This window comes from Siccirubricoccus soli (genome assembly GCF_024178315.1).
GTDB classification, from domain to species: Bacteria; Pseudomonadota; Alphaproteobacteria; order Acetobacterales; family Acetobacteraceae; genus Siccirubricoccus; species Siccirubricoccus soli.
In genome coordinates, this window is the sequence record NZ_JAMZIK010000147.1 from 1 (window position 1) to 20552 (window position 20552).

Consider the following 20552-nt stretch of genomic DNA (forward strand, 5'->3'; position numbering starts at 1 on the left):
CGCGGCCGCGGCGGGGCGCCGGGGAGGGCGGAACAGCCCGGTCTTGCCGACGAAGGCCGCGCCGGCGGCGCGCACCACATTCACCAGCGAGCGCAGGGGCCGGTCCTGCTCATGGTCCATGGCCCCGACCCAGGCATCGGCGCGGCTGAAGACCAGCCGCACGATGGCGCCGTGCTCCTCGAGCGTGGCCGGGGAGAAGCTGAGCGAGACGTCGTGCTCGACGGCGCGCAGCACCGTCGCCGGCACCTCCACCTTGCCATCGCCCAGCACGAACTGCGCGCGCACCTCGCCGAGCGGCGGGACAGCGTCATCCTCCAGCACGAGGGCGGCGCCGCCGAGGGAGAGGTTGCGGGTCATCCCCCCCACCACCGTGCCGTCAGCGGTGACAAGCTCGACAGGGACCTCGGCCTGCGAGCGCGCGCTGGCGCGGATCTGCCGCCGTTCCCGCCCCACCGCCACGCCGGCGATGACCGGCACCAGGCACATGGCGGCCCACAGGCCGTTCAGCAGATAGGCCTGGAATTCCAGGCTGTCCGAGGGATGGAGGAAGAGGCCGCGGATGCCGAACCCGACGCCGGTCAGCAGCAGCACGGTGAGGACCATGTTCGGCCAGACGGCGCGCAGATCGTAATAGCCTTCCGGCAGCAGGCCGCCCTTGTCTGTCACGTTGAACTTGCCCTTGGCCGGGTTGAGCAGCGTCACGAAGGTGAGGGGCAGCAGGTAGAAGACCATCACCGTCTCGTAGATCTCGCTCCAGAAGGAATGGCGGACGCGGCCGGAGAGGCGGCTGCCGGTGCCGACGGCATGGACCACGTGCGAGCCGGCATAGGCCGCGATGGCCAGCGGCGAGGCGGCGATAACGTTCTGCCCGAGCAGCAGGAAGGCCAGCGGCGAGGTGAGGAAGACCAGCCGTGGAATGGCGAAGAGGTAGTAGAAGGTGGCGCTGAAGTAGCAGAGCCGCTGGCCGAGCCGGAGGCCCGAGGCGAAGAGCGGGTTCTCCACCCGGAAGATCTGGATCATCCCGCGCGCCCAGCGCATGCGCTGGCCGATATGGATCAGCAGGCGTTCGGTGGCGAGGCCGGAGGCCAGCGGCACCCGCAGATAGGCGGTGCGCCAGCCGCGCCGCTGCATCTTCAGCGAGCAGTGGCAATCCTCCGTCACCGTCTGGTGCGGCACGCCGCCGACCTCCTCCAGCGCTTCCCGCCGGATGACGGCGCAGGAGCCGCAGAAGAAGGCGGCGTCCCACAGGTCGTTCCCCGGCTGCACCATGCCGTAGAACATCTGCCCCTCGTTGGGCACGTCGCGGCCGGCGGTCAGGTTCCGCTCGAAGGGGTCGGGCGAATAGAAATGATGCGGCGTCTGCACCATGGCGAGCCGGCTGTCGCGGATCAGCCAGCCGAGGGTGAGCTGCAGGAAGGCCCGCGTCGCGACGTGGTCGCAATCGAAGATCGCGATGAAGGGCGCCTTGGTGTGCTTCAGCGCGTGGTTGATGTTGCCCGCCTTGGCGCCCTTGTTGTCGCCGCGGATGATGTAGCCGCAGCCGGATTCCTCGGCGAAGCGGCGGAATTCCGGCCGCCTGCCGTCATCCAGGATCCAGACCTTCAGCTTCTCGGCCGGCCAGTCCATCGCCAGCGCCGCCAGCACGGTGGGGCGCACCACGTCCAGGCTTTCATTATAGGAGGGGATGTAAACATCCACCTCCGGCCAGCTCTCCACGTCGCGCGGCATCGGCACCGGCTTGCGGTTCAGCGGCCAGAGCGTCTGGAAATAGCCGAGGAACATGGCGATACCGGCATAGATCTCGGCCAGCACCAGCCCGTACATGAAGAAGGCCTGCCAGGGCGTGTCGGGCGTGATCGTCTCGGTCAGCCGCCAGTGCAGGTAGCGCGCGGTGACGCAGAGCGACAGCACGGCGAGGAAGGCGGAGGCCGCGCGCCCCTCGAACCGGTTAGCGACGAGAAACAGCAGGAAGCAGCCCAGCGCGAAGACGAGCTGGTCCTCCGCAGCGAGCGGGACGAAGAGGATGGCGGGCAGCAGAGCCAGCCCCAGCAGCGCCGCCCCGACGGTGACCGGCAGCGAGATCAGCCAGGGCAGGCGGCGGGTCGCGCGGCGCGCCAGAAGACGCAGGCTCAACGGCCGACCCCGGCCAGCATGCCCTGCGCGCCGTTGGCGGCGGGAAGGGCGGCGTCCAGCGCCGCGACGATCTCGGCAAGGTCGCAGGCGGCCCGGGACCGTGGCGCGTGGTCGGCCAGCAGGGCTTCGCAAGCCAGCGCCTCCGCCACCGCCTCGTCATGCGCGACGAGGCCGAGCAGGCGGGGGCCGAGATGCCGCATCAGCGCCGCCGTCACCGAGGCGGAGAGGCGCCGGCCCTGATCCACCTGGTTCAGCACGAAGCGCATCTTCGAGGCGAAGATGGTGCCCATGGTGCCGCGGCCGAAGAAGCGGCCGGATTCGATCTCCGGCAGCGTGGCCACGCTGCCGCCATCGGCCAGCAGCGGCACCAGGATGATGTCGGCCAGCGGCAGCACCGCGAACAACGCACGGGAGACGCCGGGGGCGGTGTCCACCACGACCGTCAGCCCCGGGTCCGCGGCCGCCTCGCGCAGCGGCGCGGCCAGCCTTTCAGGATCCGCCTCGATGGCCCGCGTCAGGGAGAGGCGCGCCGTCGCGTCCAGCGCGCCGTAGGGCAGCAGGCTCACGCCGCAGGCGGTGCGGCGCAGCTCCGCGCGCCAATCGACCTGCCGCTCCATCCCGGCCGCGAAGCCGGCCTCCTCGGCCAGGGGCAGGCCGAAATGCAGGCGCAGCGCATTCTGCGGGTCGAGGTCCACCGCCAGCACCCGGCGCCCGGCCCGCTGCAGGCCGTGGGCGATGTTGGCCGCCAGCATCGTCTTGCCGACGCCGCCTTTCGGCGAGCACACGCAGATCAGCGCCATGACGGAGCTCCGCCGTTGGACAGGGCCGCATCGAGCAGCGGAAAGCGCGTCCGCGCCGCGGCCGGGGCACCGGGGGTGGCGGCGGGCGCGGCGGGGGGCGGCGGCGGTGCCTCGCCGAGGGCATGGGCCAGCAGGCTGAAGCCGGCAGGCTGCGCGGCGGCGGGAGGCGCGGGAGGTGCCGGAGGCCAGGGCGAGGTGGGGGGTGAGGGAGAGGCGGGAGGCAAAAGGCTAGTGGGCGGCGAGACGGCCGGGGAGGGCGAGGCAAACACGGGCGGCGGCTGCGGCGCGGCGTCCGGCAGCGACTCGGCCACCGGATGTGCGGCCGGCGTGGGTCGCGCCGGCGCCGTCGGGCCGCCGAGGCCGGCGATGACGCGCAGCACGGGCGCGCTGTCTCCCTGGGCGGGCGAAAGGGTCAGGACGGTCGCACCGGCCGGCGGGGCGTCTTCGGTTGGCGAGGAGCCGGGGGGCGCACGCCGCACCGGCGGGTTGTGGAAGCTGCGATAGGGCAGGCGCCCAAGCCCCGCGAGCTGCGCCAGGCGGCCGATATCCGGGTCGCTTGCAGTCACCACCAACTCCGTCCTGCCCTGCACCCGAGGTGAAGATCACCAATCGGCCTCTCCGATTGCTAGAAAATCCTGCGACTTCTCACCACCAAAAAATAGTTCACGTCGCTCAGGCCGCTACCGACACGAGCATTTTCAGTGCCGCAGAGTAGTAATCATCGGCGGTTTCGATCCGGACTTGCGCCGGCCTCTGCCGGCCAGCCGCCGCATCCGCCACGAAGGCCGCAATGGCGCGCACCCCGCCCGAGGCGGGGTAGTCCGCCAGCGCATTGGTGGTGAGGTCCGTCCAGGCCGGCGGGGCGGGATGCGCCGGGTCCGTCCAGAATTGCAGCGCCGCCAGCACCGCCGGTTCCCTGGCCTGCCCGGCCCAGGCCAGCAGCAGCGGCACGCGCACCGCATCGAAGGAGAAGCGCGGCGGCCAGCCCTCCGCCGGGGCCAAGCGGCTTTCGGGCTGCGCGATGGCGAGCCAGTCCGGCGGCAGCCCCCACCGTCCGAAGCGGGCCTGCCGCAGCAGGGCCAGCCCGTCGCTGCGGAGCTGCCGCCAGCGCGGATCCGGCAGCACGCGCTCGAGCGCCGCGAAGGCCGGGAAGACGAGGTAGGAGGGGTTGAGGACCAGCCGGCGCCCGTCCTCGAAGCCGACCAGGCCGGGGAGCAGCCAGAGCTGGCCCTGCACGCTGCGGGTCAGCAGGCGCAGGATGTCCCGCCCGATCGCCGCCGCTGCCGCCGTCAGGGCCGGGTCCGCCCAGGCCTCGCCGGCGCGCGCCAGGGCCCAGGCGATGTAGAGGTCGCCATCCGTGGCGTTGTTCGGGTCGTCCACCGGCGTCGCCGTGCCCGGGCGGAAACGCCAGGCATGCAGGGCGTCGTCCCGGCGCCGGAGGGTGCTGCGGGTCCATTGGTGCAGCTGGCGGAAGGTGGCGCGGTCGTCATAGGCCTGGGCGAGCAGCATGCCCCAGCCCTGCCCCTCGGAATGCGAGACGCCGCCATTGCCGGTATCCACCACCCGGCCATCGGCGGTGACGAAGCGCTCGCGGAACTGCTGCCAGGCGGCCTCCTGCGCAGCGCCGGCTGGCCGGGCCGCGGCCAGGGGCAAGGCGAGCGGCGCGGCGAGGGCCACGCCGAGGGCCGCCGCGCAGCCGCGGCGGCGGAGCAGCAGGCGGGAGAGCGCAGGGAGGGCGCCGGGGCGGGCCCCGGTTGTCTGGCGGTCATTCATGGTCCAACCATACCGTGTAATTCGCCTTGGAGATCTTCGTGTGGCGAAGGTTGCGGCCGCGCCGGCCACGGCATCGCCGTCGCGGCAGAGCCGGCGAGGGGGGCGGGGACGACCGGACCGGCTCCGGCCTCGCACCGATCATGCCGGCGTGCGGCCGGACATGCCTTACCGCCCCCGCTCGTTGCAAGCCCGGTCCCGCGTCCCGCCGGCGGGCAGCCGGAGCCCGTCCAGGAAGACATCCAGCAGGCGCAGCGCGCTCTCCTGCCACCCCGCGCGCTCCTGCACGTAGCAGATGCCGACCAGGGCGCGGAGCAACTCCTCCGGGCCGATATCGGCGCGGATCTCGCCCGCCTCCGCCGCGCGCCGCAGCAGCGCCCCCATCGCCGCCGTCAGCCGTTCCAGCGAATAGGCGACGAGGTCCGATTGCGCCGCCAGCGCCAGCGCCTTCGCCATGCCCTTCTTGGTGGCGACGAATTCGATATTCGCCCGCAGCCAGTGGCGCAGCGCCTCAGCCGGGCCTTCCCGGGCGGCCAGCGCCGCCGCCAGCTCGACAAGCTGGTCCACCTCGCGCCGATACACCGCTTCGTACAGCGCCTCCCGCGTCGGGAAATGTCGGTAGAGCGTGCCGATGCCGACGCCGGCCTCCCGCGCCACCGCCTCCAGGCTCGCCTCCGCCCCGCCCCGGCTGAACACCGATTTGGCCGCCGCCAGCACCCGGTCCCGGTTGCGCACCGCATCGGCGCGGGGCTTCCGGGGCGGCTTCATTCTCTGATCCGTCATCACCTCCGCCCGCTCGCCCCCTTGTAAACGGAGGCAGCCTCCATATTTCCCGCCCCGTGATGCCGGGACGGGGTCGCGCCCCGCGCTGCATCCGCCAGTGAACGCCGTGCCGCCACCGCCGTCCCGCCGCGCCCCGGCCGGGGCGCATCCTTTCGCGCGGGCGGGGCCAACCCACCAGCTTCCATGGAGGCCAGCATGAGCCTGCCCATCACCCTCACCGTCAACGGTGTGCCACAGCGCATCGTGCTGGACGACCCAAGGGTCACGCTGCTCGACCTGTTGCGGGAGCGGCTGGACCTGACCGGCACCAAGAAGGGCTGCGATCGCGGCCAATGCGGCGCCTGCACCATCCTGGTGGATGGCCGCCGGGTGAATTCCTGTCTGGCGCTGGCCATCAGCCATGATGGCGCCGAGATCACCACCATCGAGGGACTCGCCCGGGACGGGGAACTGCATCCGGTCCAGGCCGCCTTCATCGCGCATGACGCCTTCCAGTGCGGCTTCTGCACGCCGGGCCAGATCATGAGCGCCGTCGGCCTCATCGCAGAGGGCCAGGCCGGCACCGACCCCGAGCGGGTGCGCGAGGGCATGAGCGGCAATCTCTGCCGCTGCGCCGCCTATCGCGGCATCACCGAGGCGGTGATCGAGGCGCAGGAGACAATGGGCCAGGCCGGCCGCCAGGAGGCCGCATGAACCGCTTCGACTATGTCCGCCCGGCCAGCATCGCCGAGGCGATCGCCGCCGCCGCAGAGCCGGGCAGCGCCTATCTTGCCTCCGGCACCAACCTGCTGGACCTGATGAAGGGCAATGTGGTGCGGCCGGCGCGGCTGGTGGACCTGAACCACCTGCCGGGGCTCGATGGCATCGAGCTGCTGCCCGATGGCGGCGCGCGGATCGGCGCGCGGGTGAGAAACGCGGACCTCGCCTACCATCCGGAGTTCAGCCGCCGCTTCCCGGCGGTGGCGGAAGCGCTGCTCTCCGGCGCCTCCGCCCAGCTCCGCAACGCCGCCACGGTGGGCGGCAACCTGCTGCAGCGGACGTGCTGCGCCTATTTCTACGACCCCGCCAGCGCCTGCAACAAGCGCGACCCCGGCGCGGGCTGCGATGCCCGCGGCGGCGAGAACCGGCTGCACGCGGTGCTGGGCTGGAGCGAGCGCTGCATCGCCACGCATCCCTCGGATTTCTGCGTGCCGCTGGCCGCGTTCGGTGCGGTGGTGGAGATCGAGGGCCAGTTCGGGCGGCGCGAGGTGCCGCTGGAAGAGTTCCACCTGCTGCCGGGCGAGACGCCGGAGCGCGAGAGCGTGCTGGCGCCGGGCGAGCTGGTGGTGGCGCTGCGCCTGCCGGCCGAGGCGGCCGGCTTCGCCGCCCATGCCCGCTATGTGAAGCTGCGCGAGCGCACCTCCTACGCCTTCGCCGTGGTCTCCGCCGCGGCGGGGCTGCGGCTCGAGAACGGCGTCATCGCCGAGGCGCGGCTGGCGCTCGGCGGCGTCGCGGCGAAGCCCTGGCGCGCCCGCGCCGCGGAAGCCGCGCTGGCCGGCGCGCGCCCCGATGCCGCGAGCTTCCGGCGCGCCGCCGAGGCGGCGCTCGCCGAAGCTGCGCCCTCCGGCGACAACGCCTTCAAGATTGAGCTCGCCCGCCGCGTCGCGGCGCGCGCCCTGTTGCTGGCCGCCGCCGGCACGCCCGAGCGGCTGCCGGCGCTCCCCGCCTCTGCCTTCGCCCCTGTTCCCGGAGCCTCTCTCCATGGCTGAGACCGCAAGCGCCACCCATGTCCGGCACGGCTCCAGCATCGGCCAGCCGCTCACCCGCCGCGACGGCGTGCTGAAGGTGACGGGCCAGGCCCGCTACGCCGCGGACAACCACCCACCCGGGATGCTGCATGCGGCGCTCGCCGTGAGCAGCATCGCCCGCGGCCGCGTCACCGCGCTCGATATCGCCGCCGCCCGGGCGCATCCCGGCGTGGTGGAGGTGATGACCCCGGCGAACCGGCCGCCCCTGGCGCTGGACCCGGACGCCAAGACCGGCCCCTTCGTCTTCCGCATGGAGGTGCTGCAGGATGACCGCGTCCGCTATGCCGGGCAGCCGATCGCCGTGGTGATCGCCGAGACGCTGGAGGCCGCGACCGAAGGCGCCGCCCTGCTGGCGCCGCGCTACGCGGCCGAGCCGGTGGAGGCCGGGCTGGACGCGGCCGATGTCTTCGTCCCCGAGATGGTCGGTCCTGGCGCGCCGGCGAGGGAAGGGTATGGCGATGTGGAGGCTGGGCTCGCCGCGGCGGCGCGGCGGGTCGAGGCGGTCTATGAGACGCCGGCGCAGTACCACAACGCCATGGAGCCGCATGCCGTCGTCGCCGCCTGGGAGGGCGACCGGCTCACCCTGGATACGCCGAGCCAGGGCCTGGCCTGGGCGCAGGACCGGATTGCCGGCCTGTTCGGCCTCCCGCCGGAGAACATCCATATCCGCAGCCCCTTCCTCGGCGGCGGCTTCGGCTCCAAGGGCGTCATCTCGGGACCGCAGGTGCTCGGCATCCTTGCCGCGCGGCTGGTCGGGCGACCGGTGAAGCTGGTCCTGCGGCGGGAGCAGATGTACGGCCCGGTCGGCCATCGCGCGCCGACGCGGCAGCGCCTTCGCATCGGCGCCGGGGAGGATGGCGGGCTGACCGCCCTCGACCACCAGGTGCGCACCGCGACCAGCCGCTTCGACGATTTCATCGAGCCGGCGGGCAGCGTCTCCCACACCCTTTATGCCGCGCCGGCCATCGCCATCGGCTACGATGCGGTGCGGCTGGACACCGGCACGCCGCTCTTCATGCGGGCGCCGGGCGAGGCGAGCGGCAGCATCGCGCTGGAGAGCGCGATCGACGAGATGGCGCTGGCCTGCGGCATGGACCCGCTGGAATTCCGCCTGCGGAACTACGCGGAGGTCGAGCCGATCTCCGGCAAGCCCTTCTCCTCCAAGGCGCTGCGCGACTGCTATGCGCAGGGGGCGGCGCGCTTCGGCTGGGCGGGACGCCCGTTGCAGCCGCGGCAGATGCGGGACGAGAACGGGCTGCTGGTCGGCTGGGGCATGGGCACCGCGACCTTTCCGGCGCTCATGTTCCATGGCCAGGCCAGGGCGGTGCTGCGGCGCGACGGCACTGGCCTCGCCGAGCTCGGCGCGCAGGACATGGGCCAGGGCGCCTGGACGGCGCTTGCCCAGCTCGCCGCCGACAGCATGGGGCTGGAGCTGGACCAGCTCGAATTCCGCGCCGGCGATTCCCGCCTGCCGGATGCCGGCATCGCCGGCGGCTCCGCGCACACCGCGACGGCCGGCGCAGCGCTGCACAATGCCGGCGCGGAGGTGATCGCCAGGCTGGCGGAGCTGGCCATGGCGGATCGGCGCTCGCCCCTCTTCGGCGCCGGCAATGCCGGCGTGGTGGCGCGGGGCGGCAGCTTGCTGCGGCGTGACGACGAAAGCCGGGGCGAGAGCTATGGCGAGATCCTGGCGCGGGCCGGCCTTGAGGAGATCGAGGGGCGCGGCAGCGGCGCCATGGATCCGGCAGTGCAGGAGCATTACGCCACCCATGCGCATGGCGCGGTCTTCGCCGAGGTGAAGGTCGATCCCGAGCTTGGGCAGATCCGCGCGACGCGGCTGGTGGGTGCCTTCGCCGCCGGCCGCATCGTCAATCCGCGGCTGGTGCGGAGCCAGTATTATGGGGGGATGATCTGGGGCGTCTCCTTCGCCCTGCATGAGCAGGCGGTGATGGACAAGCGCACTGGCCGGGTGATGAACGCCAATCTCGGCGAGTACCACGTACCGGTGAATGCCGATGTGCCGTCGCTGGAGGCCATCCTGGTGGATGAGGTGGACCCGCATGTGAACCCGCTCGGCATCAAGGGGGTGGGCGAGATCGGCATCACCGGCACGGCAGGCGCGGTGGCCAATGCGGTGTGGCATGCGACCGGGGTGCGCGTGCGGCGCTTCCCGATCGCCCTGGAGGAGTTGGCGCTGGCCGGCGCGGAATGAGCCGGGCGGGTATGGCGCGCGATGCAGGCCGATTGGAAGGCAATTTATGGTCGGCCGGCGCCCGGGGTGAGGGCCTGGGCGCCGGGCTGTTCGCGTCGCCGTCCCGGGGACGGCGGCTGGAATTGAGGTGGCCGGGAGCCGAGGAGGACCCGGCCAGCCCTCGGAGCTGCGCGCGGAGAGGCTGTGCGCGGCGCCACGCTTCGGGGCCTGTGCAGCACCGGGGCGATGCCGATCCGGCACCTACCGCCGTCGCGGCGCAGGTGGACGGCACCTGCTTCATCGCCCAGAGCCCAACAGCCCCGCGTGGCCATGGCCCGGTAGGAGGGTGGCCGCCTCATGCCGTGACGCACAACCAAGTCGTGGCAAACGGGCAGCGGGCGATCGCCGCGATCTATGTCGTACCGGCAGTGACCGGCACGACTCCCTCCCGCAGCGGGCGGCGTTCCGGCTTGCGGCTCGCAGCGCGCTTGAAGTGGCACCCTGCACGTCTGCCGCTGGGCGCGCCCTGCGCCGCGCCGGCAGCGCCCCTTATTCCGGCGTGATGCCGGTGCGCTGCAGCACCGGCTCCCACCGCCGCCGGTCCGCCTCCAGCGCGGCGCTCAGCTCGGCGCGGCCGAGATAGGCCGGGTCGAAGCCGCGCTCATCAGCAGGTTCCGGAAGGCGGCATTCGCCATGACCTCGCGCGCCGCCTTCTCCAGCGTCGTGACGATTGGCGCCGGCGTCTGCGCCGGCGCGGCGAAGGTGTACCAGAGCTCCGCCGCATAGCCCGGCAGCGCCTCGCCGATCGCCGGCAGCTCCGGCCAGGCACGCGCCCGGGTCGCGGCGGTATTGGCCAGGGCGCGCACCTTGCCCTCGCGGATCAGCGTCTCCACCGCACTGGCCGAGGCGAACATCACTTCCACCTCGCCGGTCAGCAGTCCGGTGACGGAGGGGCCGGTGCCGCGATAGGGGACATGGATGATCTGCGTGCCCGCCAGATCGTCGAATAGCGCCGCCGCCAGGTGCTGGGCGGTGCCGGCGCCCGGCGTGCCGTGGTTCAGCTTGCCCTTGTTGGCCCGGGCGTAGGCGATGAACTGCGCCAGGTTGCGCGCCGGCACTTCGTTGTTGACCACCAGCAGCATCGGCGTGCTGGCGAAGCGCGCGATGTGCACGAAGTCCATCTTCCAGTCGAAGCCGGGGTTGCGGAACAGCAGGTCGCTGATGGCGATGCCATTGCCGGTGAACAGCGTGGTGTAGCCATCCGCCGGCGCTTGCGCGGCCATGGCCTGGCCGATATTCCCGCCGGCGCCGCCGCGGTTCTCGATCACCACGGGCTGGCCCAGCCGGTCCGTCATGGCGCGGGCGACGAGGCGGCCGAGATTGTCGGTGCCGCCGCCCGGGGTGAAGGGCACGATGAGGCGGATCGGCCGCGAGGGGTAGCTCTCGGCATGGGCGGGCGCGGCGAGGCCCAGCCCGGCGGCCAGGGTCAGCAGCCCCCGGCGAGGCAGCTTGAGGTCGGTCACGGGTGGCAAGGTCGGTTCCTCCAAGGGCCCTGGCCGGTGCCAGGTTGGTCTGGTTCAGCCGCGTTTCGCGGTGCGCGGGGCGGTGGCGAGGAGGCCGGCCGCTTCCAGCCGGTCGATTTCCTCCGCCGCGAAGCCGGCGGCCTGCAGCACCGTGCGGTTGTCCGCGCCGAGGTCGTGGCAGGAGTCCTTCACCGCGAGCGGCCGCCGCGCGAAGCGGAAGGGGATGCCCTTGGCCGGGCTGCCATCCGGGCTGCGCAGCACGGCGGTGCCGCGGACGAACTCCTCGGCCGCGGCGAGCGCCACGCCATCCCGCACCGGCGCGCTGCCGCCTGGCCATTCGACGCGCCAGCCGCCTTCGCCATCGGCCACCAGCCGCTCCCCGGGTTCGGCGGGGTCGAGATTGCCGCGGCGCGGCGAGGGCGCACCCGCGGCGGCGGCGATCAGCTCCTCGCCCAGCAGGAAGCTGGTCAGCTCGCGCTGGGAAAGGTCGAGGTGCGCGCCCTGCCCGGTGCGGTCGCGCTCCAGCAGTGCGGCGACGATGGCGCCGGCGGCGAAGAGGCAGACCACCTGGTCCGGGTAGTTCACGTCGCGCCCGGTGATCACCGGCGCCTCGCCGGCGCCGGTCAGCGCCGCCAGCCCGGCGGTCGCCTCGAGCGTCGAGCCGAAGGAGACCATGTCGCGGTCCGGCCCGGTCTCGCCCTGGCTGGAGATGCTGGCGATGACCAGGCGCGGGAAGCGCTGGCGCAGCATGGCCGGATCGAGGCCGAAGGAGGCCATGACGCCGCGGCGGAAATTCTCCACCAGCACGTCCGCCTCTTCCAGCAGGCGCAACAGCACCTCCCGCCCGCGCGGGTCCTTCAGGTCGAGGCAGAGCGACTGCTTGCCCCGATTGGTGAAGGCGAAGAAGGGGGAGCGGTTCCACCAATCGGTGCCGAGGTCGGCGCCCTCCCACTGGCGAAAGGGGTCCGGCGCGCCCGGCCCCTCGACCTTCACCACATCGGCGCCGAGGTCGAGCAGCAGGGTGGAGGAGGCAGCGCCGGCGGTGATCCAGCCGAGATCCACCACGCGGATGCCGGCGAGCGGCAAGGCGGGATCAGACTGCGGCATCTGCCACCTCCCGGACCAGGCGCTGGCCGTCCCAGCCGACCGGCAGTGACGGCGTGCCGTCCGGCGCCAGGAAGCCACGGGCGCGGTACTGCGCGTCCTCCAGCAATTCGACAGGATACTTGACCGGCCCGATCGGCACCCGCCGCGCCTGCGCCGCCGCGGTGATCTCGGCGCGGGTGCGGGCCGCGAACCAGGGCCCGATGATCTCCAGCAGCGCCGCGCGGTTGGCGCCGCGTCCCGGCCCGGTGATGAAGGGCTCCTCCAGCAAGCGCGGATCGCCGATCAGGTCGCGCAGCGGCGGCCAGTCCTTGTCCTGATAGACCAGGGCGACATAGCCGTCCCGCGCCTTCACGGTGAACCAGGTGGCCTTGGCGTTGCCGCGCACCGGCGCGCTGCCGATCACCATCACGCCCGCCGCCACCTTCCAGTTCAGCCAGGCGGTGACGTCGAGCAGCGAGACGTCCACCACCTCCTCCCCGCCCGCCCGCAGCGCGGCGAGCAGGGCGGTGCAGGTGGCAAGCCCGGCGGAATAGGCGACCTGGTGCCCGGCCAGCCGGGAGGGCGGCGCCGGTGGCGCCTCGCCGACGATGCCGAGCAGGCCGGAGAGGGCGGCGAGGCCGAGCTCGCTCATCGGCGGGTCCGGCTCGTCCGGGCCGAAGACCGAGAGGCGGGCCTTCACCGGCACCTCGGCGGCATGCGCCGCCAGCGCCGCGCCATCGCCGATGGCGGCATCGAACCAGCCCGTCGCCGGGCCTGGGCGCTTGCCGGCGTTCAGGAAGCGATGCAGCGCCGAGGCGCCATCCGGCAGCAGCGGCGGCAGGGACGCGAAGGGCTCGCCATCGGCCGGCAGCGGCCTCACCACCTCCGCCCCATAAGCCGCGCAGAGCTTGGCGGCCATGGAGGCGGCCAGGGCATGCGGCCGCTGCGCGCAGAGCGCGCCGAGGTCGAGCACCCGCCGCCCCGCGAGCGGCGCCGGCATGGCCAACCCCATGGTCAGACCCCTTGGCCCGGATTCTTGATGCCGGCGGCGAAGCGGGCGCTGCCCTCCGCCTGGGCGGTGGTCTTCGAGCGGATGGTGAGGTTCACCATCTGGCCGTGGTCCATCGCCTCCTGCCAGTCGGTGATGAAGCCGGGGATGCGGTCCAGCGCCTTCTTGCTCTCGCTCAGCGCCACGGCGTCGAACTTCGAGACCTTCTCGGCCAGCGCCCGCGCCGTCGGCAGCAGCGCCTCCGGCTCGACGCACTGGTTCACCATGCCCCAGCGCTCGGCGGTGGTGCCATCGATGCGGTTGGTGGTCAGCACCAGCCAGGCGGCCTGCTTGCGCGTGATGCCCGAGAGCTGGATCGCCGGTCCCGCCATGCCGGGATAGGTCGAAAAACCCATCTCCGGGCAGCCGATGCTGGCCTTGGTGCTGGCGATCGCCAGGTCGCAGACATTGATCAGCGTCGCCCCGCCGCCCAGCGCCAGGCCATTGACCGCGGCGATGAAGATCGACGGATGCGCCTTGATCGCCATGTTCACGGCGATCCATTCGTCGCCCGCGCCCTCGATGCCCGCCTGGCGGTCGGCCTCGCGCTCCTTCAAATCCATGCCGGCGCAGAAGGCGACGCCGGTGCCGGTGAGGACGATCGCCTTGGCCTTGCCCTTCAGCGCCTCGAAGGCGCGCAGCAGGCCCTGGCGCGTGGCGCGGTTCATCGCGTTGCGCTGCGCCTCGCGGTTGACCTGGATCTCCGCCCAGCCCTCGGCTTCGGTGATGATCAGCTCATCGGACATGGGATCAGGCCTCCGGGCCGAATTGCGGCAGGACGAAGCCTTCCGGCCCGCCGGGGAAGCGGACGGACATCCGCATGCCGATCTTGAGGTCCTCGGGCTCCATGCCCTCGACGTTGGTGAGCAGGTAGGGGCCTTCCTCCAGCTTCACCATCACCACCGGATAGGGCAGCTCATCGCGCATGCCGGGGAAGTAGCTCTGGTGGAAGATCACGAAGGACCACAGCGTGCCGCGGCCCGAGGCAGTGATCCATTCCCAGTCCGGCTTCCCGGTGAAGGGCGAGACCGGGGCGGGCGGGAAGAAGCACTTCCCCGTCGCCTTGCAGCGCTGCAGGACCAGCTTGCCCTCGGCGCAGGCAGCCCAGAAGGGCTTGTTCCAATTGTCGACGAGCGGCTTCGGCCGGGTGGAGAGAGTCATGCGTCGGCCCTCCGCAGGATCAGGCTTTGCGCGATATGGGTGGCGCAGATGTATTGCATGGCGCGGGCATCCGGGATCTGCCGCTCGCCGCAATCGCCGCGCAGCTGGCGGACGCATTCGGCGATGATGCCCCAGCCCTGCATGTAGCTGTCCGAGAGATGCCCGCCGGAGGTGTTGGTGGGCCAGCGCCCGGCGCCGAGCCGGAGCGTGCCACCCTTCACGAAGTCGCCGCTCTCGCCCTGCTTGCAGAAGCCGAGGCCTTCCAGGCTGAACATCACCGTCGGGGTGAAATTGTCGTAGATGCCGAGGCCCTGGATGTCGTCGCGGCCGATGCCGGCGCGGTCATAGACGCTGCGGCAGGCCGAGAGCGTCGGGTACCAGTAATCGTCGGCCGGAGCGCTGCCATAGGCGAAGCAATCCTGCCTGGCATAGCCTGAGAGCAGCACCGGGGGACGCTTCAGATCCTTCGCGCGCTCGGCGCTGGTCATGATCCAGGCAACGGCGCCGTCATTGATGAGGCAGTAGTCCAACAGCTTCAGCGGCTCGCAGATCGGCCGCGCCGTGGCATGGTCCTCAAGCGTGATCGGCTTGCCATGCATCACCGCCACGGGGTTGAGCGTGGCGTGATGACGGAAGGCGACGGAGACCTCGCCGAGATCGCCATGCTTCGTGCCGAAATCATGCATGTGGCGCTGCCACATCATGGCGTGGATGGCGCCCGGGCTGGTCATGCCCCAGGGGCTCCACTGGCTGTCGCCGCCGCCATAGAGCATCCGCACGCTGCGGCCATTGTTGCCGTAGACCAGGGCGATGGTCTTCGCCGCGCCGGTGGCGATGGCCTGCGCCGCCAGCGCCAGGGAGACGCCGGAGAAGCGGCCGGGCGCCTCGGTGAGCAGGCAGTATTGCGGATTGATGCCCATCATCTCCGCGAAGCGCTCATAGCTCGGGATGCGGTTGACGATGAGCCCGTCGATCTCGGCGGGCGTCAGGCCGGCATCGTCCAGGGCCGCGTTCAGTGCCTCGCAGCCCAGGCCGTAGCTGTCGGTCTCCGGGAAATTGCCGTAGCGCGTGGTGCCGATGCCGACGAAGGCGACCTTGTCGCGCAGCGGCCAGGGCAGATGGATCGCAGGGGATTGGGGATGGGTGTCGGGTGGCATGACCTACCGGCTTCCAGGCGTTTCTCCGAAGCCGAGGCTGCACCCGGGGCGGGCCGGGCGCCAGGGAGGAATTGGCGGGGTAGGCCAACCTCAGGTTAGGCTGGGCCATGCGCGACACCCTGCCATCGCTGGCCGGCCTGCACGCCTTCGTCCTGGTGGCGGAGACCGGCAGCCTGACCACCGCCGCCGAGCGGCTGAGCGTGACCCAGCCGGCCGTCAGCAAGCGCATCCGGGCGCTGGAGGCGCATCTCGGCGCCAGGCTGCTGCATCGCGGCGCCAATTCGGTGCAGCTCACCGCCGCGGGGAAGGAGTATGCGGCGGCGCTGGGGCAGGCTTTCGATGCCATCCGCGGCGCGACGAGCACGATCAGCACGCGGCCGAGCGGGCCGCTCCGGGTGCGCGCCTACACGACCTGGGCGTTGCGCTGGCTGATCCCCCGCCTGCCGCGCTTCCGGGCGCGGCATCCGGGACAGGAGGTGGAGGTCACCACCTCCATCGCGCCGGTGGATTTCGCCCGCGACCCGGTGGATGCCGCCATCCGTTCGGCCGATCATGCGCCGGCCCCCGGCGCGGAACGGCTGCAGGTGGTAGATGTGGCGCCCTATGCGGCGCCGGGCCTGGCACGGCTGGTCCGGCGCCAGGGGCTGGGCGGGGTGACGCTGCTGGGCAGCAAGGTGCGGCCGGGCGACTGGGCGCTCTGGGCCGCGGCGGTGGGCCGGCCGCTGCAGGGGCCGCCGCTGCTGTTCGAAAGCACCTCGTTGGCGGTGCAGGCGGCGCTGGAGGGGCTGGGCGCCGTCATCGCCTCGCCCATGCTGGTGGCGGAGGATGTGCGGCGGCGGCGCCTGCTGCGCATTGCCGCGGCGGTGGTTGACACCCCCGATTCCTACTGGCTGGTCGTGCCGCCCGGCCGGCCGGGGCCGGCCCTGCAGGCCTTCCGCGCCTGGCTGCTGGAGGAGATCGCGGCCGAGGCGGCCGGGGCGGATCGTGCCGCGCTGCCCGGCCTCACTCGTGCAGGTTGAAGCGGCGGATCACCGCCTCCGCCCGCGCCTTGTCCTGCAGCACCAGCGCGCGGAAGCTGTCCGGATCCGTGCGCTCCGCCGCCTCGACGCCGGACTCGCCGAGCTTCCGCCGCAGCTCCGCATCCGCCAGCGCCGCGTTCAGTGCCGCGCCCAGCCCCTCGACGATCTCCGGCGGCGTGCCGCTGCGCACTTCCAGCCCCGTCCAGGTGAAGGAGATCAGGTTGGGGAAGCCCTGCGCTACGGTGGTGGCCACGTCGGGCAGCGCCGCCAGGGGCGTGCGGTAGCTCACCGCGATCGCCCGCAGCTCGCCCGAGCGCACCGCCGCCTGGATGCCCGGCAACGGGATGAGATAGGCATGCAGCCGCCCGGCCAGCAGGTCGGTCATCAGCGGGCCGGTGCCGCGGTAGCGCACCTCCTCCACCTCGATCCCCAGCTCCTGCCCCACCAGATGCGTGGTGTAGCTGATGCTGGGCGAGCCGAAGCGCAGCGGCTCGCTGCGGCTGCGGCCATAGGCCTGCAGCTCCCGCAAATTGTGTGCCGGCACGGAAGGGTGCACGACCAGCACGTTCGGGCTGACGCCGACCAGCCCGACCGGGGCAAGCACTTCCAGCGGGTCGAAGCTCATCGGCGTGCCGAGCGCGCGGGCGACCAGCACCGCGGCGGTGGAGAACATCACGGAATAGCCATCGGCCGGCGCCTGCAGGACCGACTGGATGGCCGGTAGCCCGCCGCCGCCGCCACGGTTCTCCACCACGATCTGCTGGGCCAGTTCGGCGCCGAGGCGGGTGGCGACGGCGCGGGCGGTGATGTCGGTGCCGCCGCCGGCGGCGTAGCCCACCACCAGCCGGATGGGGCGGTCCGGATAGGCGGCGAGGGCTGGGCTCGCCCATCCGCCGGCCGCCAGCGCGAGCAGCCCGCGGCGTGACCGGGAAGGCAGGCTGGTGCCTGGCATGCTGTTTCCTCCGTCTTTCAGGGCACTTTGGCGCTTCCGCACGCCCCGGTTCAACGGGGGCGGCGTGGCCTTGGCGAGATGGCGGGAGCGGCTAGGCTGCACCGGTCGCCACCCGGCGGCCGAGGAAGGGGGCATTGGCATGCGTGTTGGGATCAACCTGCCGGTCGAGGATTGGCGCCGCTGCGGCCCGGTGGCCGCCGCCGCCGAGGCCGCCGGGATCGACCTCGTCACCACGAACGAGAACAAGCACGAGCCCTTCACGCCACTGGCCTTCGCCGGGCTCGCCACCACGCGGCTGGAGCTGGCAACGAGCGTCGCCATCGCCTTTCCCCGCAGTCCGATGATCGTGGCGAGCATGAGCTGGGAACTGGCGCGCCATACCGGCGGGCGCTTCGTGCTCGGCCTCGGCACCCAGGTGCGCGCGCATAACGAGCGCCGCTTCAGCGTGCCCTGGGTGGCCCCCGCGGCGCGCATGGGCGAGTATGTGCAGGCGCTGCGCGCGATCTGGGAGTGCTGGGAGACTGGCGGGAAGCTGGACTATGCCGGCGAGCATTACCGCTTCAGCCTGATGAATGAGGGCTTCTCGCCCGGCCCCAACCACTTGCCGATGCCGCCGGTGACCATCGCCGCCGTCGGGCCGCTGATGCTGCGCACCGCGGCGCGGCTCTGCGACGGCGTGCGGCTGCACAGCTTCGCCACCCGCGCCTATCTGGAGAATCAGGTGGGGCCCATGATCGCCAAGGGGCTCGCCGAGGCCGGCATGCCGCGCGAGGCCTTCGAGGTGAGCGGCGGCGGCTTCGTCGCCACCGGGCCGGATGCGGCGGCGGTGCAGGCGGAGGCGGAGCGGATTCGCGGCCGCGTCGCCTGGTACGCCTCCACCCCCGCCTACCGCACGGTGCTGGAGGAGCATGGGCTCGGAGAACTCGGCCTGCGCCTCTCCGCCATGGCGCGGCGGAACGAGTTCAGCGAGATGGCCGCGCTCATCCCGGACGAGGTGCTGCACCTCTTCGCCGCGATCGGCCGCTATGACGAGATCGCCGAGCGCATCGCCGCGCGCTTCGGCGGGCTGGTGGACACCGTCGTCATCCCCTTCCCGGCGGAGGTGGATCCGGGCGCCGTCCGCGCCGTGGTGCGGGAGGTGCAAGCGATCCCGGCGCGGTTCACGGGCTTCCAAACGCAGCGGCCGGCGCCGGGCGGCTAGGCACGACGACCAGACCTGCCTTTGCGCGGCGTCCTTCGGCGGCCAGACGCCCGAATACGGCAAGCGGATGGCGCGGCGGACCTGCGCGGCGGCGGACCGCACCGGCCACGCGATCCTGCCGATCACGGGACGGAACCCGGCCTCCCCGACCGCCGGGGCGCAGGCCTTGCTGAAGCTGCTGTCCGAGATGAGGCCCTAGCGCATGCTGCGTTCGCTTGCGCTCACGCAGCATGCTCTGGGCCGTTGTTTTGCGGGCATCTTCACGCGTTCAGATGATTCCATCTGAACGCGATCTGCTCTAGGCCTGTTAGGGAATGGGTGAGGCGGAGGGCTGGCGAGGGGTTTTTGGTGCTGGGCAGGAGGGCGGCGCAGCCAAGGCTGGTTGCCTTGGCGGGCCGACCGACGCCCCCGGCGCGAAAAAGACCCGCCGGACCGACCCGAGGCCCATTCCCTAACAGGCCGTAGGGCTGATCGGGAGGCGAAGGGCATGAGGCAGGCCGTGAAGGCGTCGAGGCCGGAACGGCAGGGCCGCATCCGCGGCCCGGCGCCCTTCGAGCAATCGGCCTAGCGGAATCAGGCTGAGCGGCGCGCTGGCGGCACCGCGCCGGCTTCCTCCCGCGGCCGGACCAACTCCGTCTGTCCCGGCACACGCGCGGCATTGCCGCCCTGTGGCTCGCGGCCGGTGATCAGCCGGGCGCCGCGCTGGAAGGTGAGGTAGCTCCAGAGCCATTCGAAGGAGACGACGACCCGGCTGCGGAAGCCGATCAGGTACCAGATATGGGCAATCCCCCAGAACCACCAGCCGATCAGCCCCGTCAGCCGGATGCCGTCCAGCGCCACCACGGCGGAGCGCCGGCCGATGGTCGCCAGGTCGCCATGGTGGCGGTAGGCGAAGGGGCCGGGTTCCGGGGCACCGGCGGCACGTGCTGCCAGGATGCGGCCGACATGGCGGCCCATCTGCTTGGCCGCCGGTGCCGTGCCGGGTATGGCCCGGCCCCTGGCATCGGTAACGGCCGCCAGGTCGCCGACGGCAAAGATCCCAGGCTGCCCCGGCACGGTCAGGTCCGGCCCCACGCGGATGCGCCCAGCCCGGTCGCGCTCGGCGCCGATCCAGGCCCCGGCCGGGGAGGCGACGACGCCGGCCGCCCAGACGATGGTGCCGGCGGCGATCCGCTCCGGGCCGCATTCCACGGCGGTCGCGCTGCAGCCGGTGACGCGGGTGCCGGTCAGCACCTGCACGCCCATGCGCTCCAACGAGGCGCGGGCGGTGGCGCTCAGCTCCTCCGGAAAGCTCGGCAGCAGCCGCGGCCCGGCCTCCACCAGCACCACCCGCGCCGCCGCCGGGTCGATGCGGCGGAATTCCTGCGGCATGGCGTGTCGCGCCAGCTCCACCATCGCCCCGGCCAGCTCGACGCCGGTCGGCCCGCCGCCGATGACGACGAAGGTCAGCAGCCGGCGACGTTCTTCGGCATCCGCAGTGACTTCGGCGCGCTCGAAGGCTAGCAGCAGGCGGCGGCGAATGTCGGTCGCGTCCTCGATGGTCTTGAGCCCGGGGGCGACCGGGGCCCATTCGTCATGGCCGAAATAGGAATGCGTCGCGCCGGTCGCCAGCACCAGCGCATCATAGGGGATCGCCAGGTCCTCGCCGGCCCGGACGACCCGCGCCGCGGTGTCGATGCCGGTCACCTCCGCCAGCACCACGGTGAGGTTGCGCTGGCGGCGGAAGATGGTGCGGATCGGCCAAGCGATGTCGCCGGGCGAGAGCGCCGCAGTCGCCACCTGGTAGAGCAGGGGCTGGAAAAGATGGTGGTTGTGGCGGTCCACCAGCGTGATCTCGCAGGGCGCGCGGGCCATGGCGCGGGCCGCTTCCAGCCCGGCGAACCCGGCGCCGATGATGACTACGCGAAGCGGCTTCGCCCCGCCTGCTTGCTGCGCCACGCC

18 protein-coding genes are annotated in these 20552 nt (G+C 72.3%); 5 read left to right on the forward strand and 13 right to left on the reverse strand.

All coding sequences use genetic code 11. From position 1 onward, the window contains the following. The 5 genes from bcsA to NJ376_RS21250 all read right to left on the reverse strand — a co-directional run. Window positions 1-2133, reverse strand: a 2133-nt coding sequence (bcsA, locus tag NJ376_RS21230) for a UDP-forming cellulose synthase catalytic subunit (RefSeq protein ID WP_252955284.1), incomplete at its 3' end; no start/stop codon positions are given. Continuing rightward, the gene (gene bcsQ / locus NJ376_RS21235) at window positions 2130-2933 is read right to left on the reverse strand and encodes a cellulose biosynthesis protein BcsQ (protein ID WP_252955285.1); all 804 of its coding nucleotides are present in this window, start codon (window positions 2931-2933) and stop codon (window positions 2130-2132) included. The genes bcsQ and bcsA, both read right to left, overlap by 4 nt. Next, on the reverse strand, window positions 2924-3499 hold the full coding sequence (locus NJ376_RS21240; protein WP_252955334.1) for a hypothetical protein: 576 nt from the start codon (window positions 3497-3499) through the stop codon (window positions 2924-2926). Before NJ376_RS21240 ends, bcsQ begins: the two co-directional genes overlap by 10 nt. A gap of 106 nt (window positions 3500-3605) precedes the next feature. Continuing rightward, window positions 3606-4706: a glycosyl hydrolase family 8 gene (locus NJ376_RS21245; protein WP_252955286.1), complete on the reverse strand. Its 1101-nt coding sequence runs from the start codon at window positions 4704-4706 to the stop codon at window positions 3606-3608. Window positions 4707-4871: 165 nt separating this feature from the next. Further along, complete coding sequence (locus tag NJ376_RS21250; RefSeq protein ID WP_252955287.1) at window positions 4872-5471, reverse strand: TetR/AcrR family transcriptional regulator; 600 nt, start codon at window positions 5469-5471, stop codon at window positions 4872-4874. A 210-nt stretch (window positions 5472-5681) separates the two neighbouring features. Here NJ376_RS21250 and NJ376_RS21255 point away from each other — a divergent pair, with 210 nt between their 5' ends. From NJ376_RS21255 to NJ376_RS21265, 3 genes are read left to right on the forward strand one after another with little or no spacing between them, the layout of a single operon-like run. Further along, window positions 5682-6179 (forward strand): (2Fe-2S)-binding protein, encoded by a 498-nt coding sequence (locus NJ376_RS21255; RefSeq protein ID WP_252955288.1) that lies wholly within the window; start codon window positions 5682-5684, stop codon window positions 6177-6179. Then, window positions 6176-7234: an FAD binding domain-containing protein gene (locus NJ376_RS21260; RefSeq protein ID WP_252955289.1), complete on the forward strand. Its 1059-nt coding sequence runs from the start codon at window positions 6176-6178 to the stop codon at window positions 7232-7234. The genes NJ376_RS21255 and NJ376_RS21260 overlap by 4 nt, the downstream gene beginning before the upstream one ends. Next, the gene (locus tag NJ376_RS21265) at window positions 7227-9485 is read left to right on the forward strand and encodes a xanthine dehydrogenase family protein molybdopterin-binding subunit (protein ID WP_252955290.1); all 2259 of its coding nucleotides are present in this window, start codon (window positions 7227-7229) and stop codon (window positions 9483-9485) included. The genes NJ376_RS21260 and NJ376_RS21265 overlap by 8 nt, the downstream gene beginning before the upstream one ends. 599 nt (window positions 9486-10084) lie before the next feature. On the opposite strand, the gene NJ376_RS21270 is transcribed toward NJ376_RS21265, so the two are convergent. Genes NJ376_RS21270 through NJ376_RS21295 form a run of 6 tightly spaced genes read right to left on the reverse strand, consistent with a single transcriptional unit; the run spans window position 10085 to window position 15439 of the window. Further along, window positions 10085-10987, reverse strand: a complete 903-nt coding sequence (locus NJ376_RS21270; RefSeq protein WP_252955291.1) for a tripartite tricarboxylate transporter substrate-binding protein — start codon at window positions 10985-10987, stop codon at window positions 10085-10087. A gap of 54 nt (window positions 10988-11041) precedes the next feature. Next, entirely contained in the window at window positions 11042-12094 is a 1053-nt protein-coding gene (locus NJ376_RS21275; protein WP_252955292.1) for a CaiB/BaiF CoA transferase family protein, read from the reverse strand. Then, a complete protein-coding gene (locus NJ376_RS21280) occupies window positions 12081-13073 on the reverse strand; it encodes a CoA transferase (RefSeq protein ID WP_252955293.1) in 993 nt (330 codons plus the stop codon). Before NJ376_RS21280 ends, NJ376_RS21275 begins: the two co-directional genes overlap by 14 nt. A 14-nt stretch (window positions 13074-13087) precedes the next feature. Then, on the reverse strand, window positions 13088-13867 hold the full coding sequence (locus tag NJ376_RS21285; protein ID WP_252955294.1) for an enoyl-CoA hydratase/isomerase family protein: 780 nt from the start codon (window positions 13865-13867) through the stop codon (window positions 13088-13090). Window positions 13868-13871: 4 nt separating this feature from the next. Then, window positions 13872-14282, reverse strand: coding sequence for a Zn-ribbon domain-containing OB-fold protein (locus tag NJ376_RS21290; RefSeq protein WP_252955295.1), 411 nt, complete (start codon window positions 14280-14282; stop codon window positions 13872-13874). Next, on the reverse strand, window positions 14279-15439 hold the full coding sequence (locus NJ376_RS21295) for a thiolase C-terminal domain-containing protein (RefSeq protein WP_252955296.1): 1161 nt from the start codon (window positions 15437-15439) through the stop codon (window positions 14279-14281). Before NJ376_RS21295 ends, NJ376_RS21290 begins: the two co-directional genes overlap by 4 nt. A 107-nt stretch (window positions 15440-15546) precedes the next feature. On the opposite strand from NJ376_RS21295, the gene NJ376_RS21300 reads away from it, so the two are divergent. Continuing rightward, on the forward strand, window positions 15547-16458 hold the full coding sequence (locus NJ376_RS21300) for a LysR substrate-binding domain-containing protein (protein WP_252955297.1): 912 nt from the start codon (window positions 15547-15549) through the stop codon (window positions 16456-16458). Here NJ376_RS21300 and NJ376_RS21305 read toward each other — a convergent pair. Further along, window positions 16442-17410: a Bug family tripartite tricarboxylate transporter substrate binding protein gene (locus NJ376_RS21305; protein ID WP_252955298.1), complete on the reverse strand. Its 969-nt coding sequence runs from the start codon at window positions 17408-17410 to the stop codon at window positions 16442-16444. The two genes, NJ376_RS21300 and NJ376_RS21305, sit on opposite strands and share 17 nt — an antisense overlap. A 139-nt stretch (window positions 17411-17549) precedes the next feature. Between NJ376_RS21305 and NJ376_RS21310 the strand changes: the two genes are divergently transcribed. Then, a complete protein-coding gene (locus tag NJ376_RS21310) occupies window positions 17550-18611 on the forward strand; it encodes a TIGR03617 family F420-dependent LLM class oxidoreductase (RefSeq protein ID WP_252955299.1) in 1062 nt (353 codons plus the stop codon). A 573-nt stretch (window positions 18612-19184) separates the two neighbouring features. On the opposite strand, the gene NJ376_RS21315 is transcribed toward NJ376_RS21310, so the two are convergent. After that, on the reverse strand, window positions 19185-20549 hold the full coding sequence (locus NJ376_RS21315) for an NAD(P)/FAD-dependent oxidoreductase (RefSeq protein WP_252955300.1): 1365 nt from the start codon (window positions 20547-20549) through the stop codon (window positions 19185-19187). Window positions 20550-20552 lie beyond the last annotated feature (3 nt).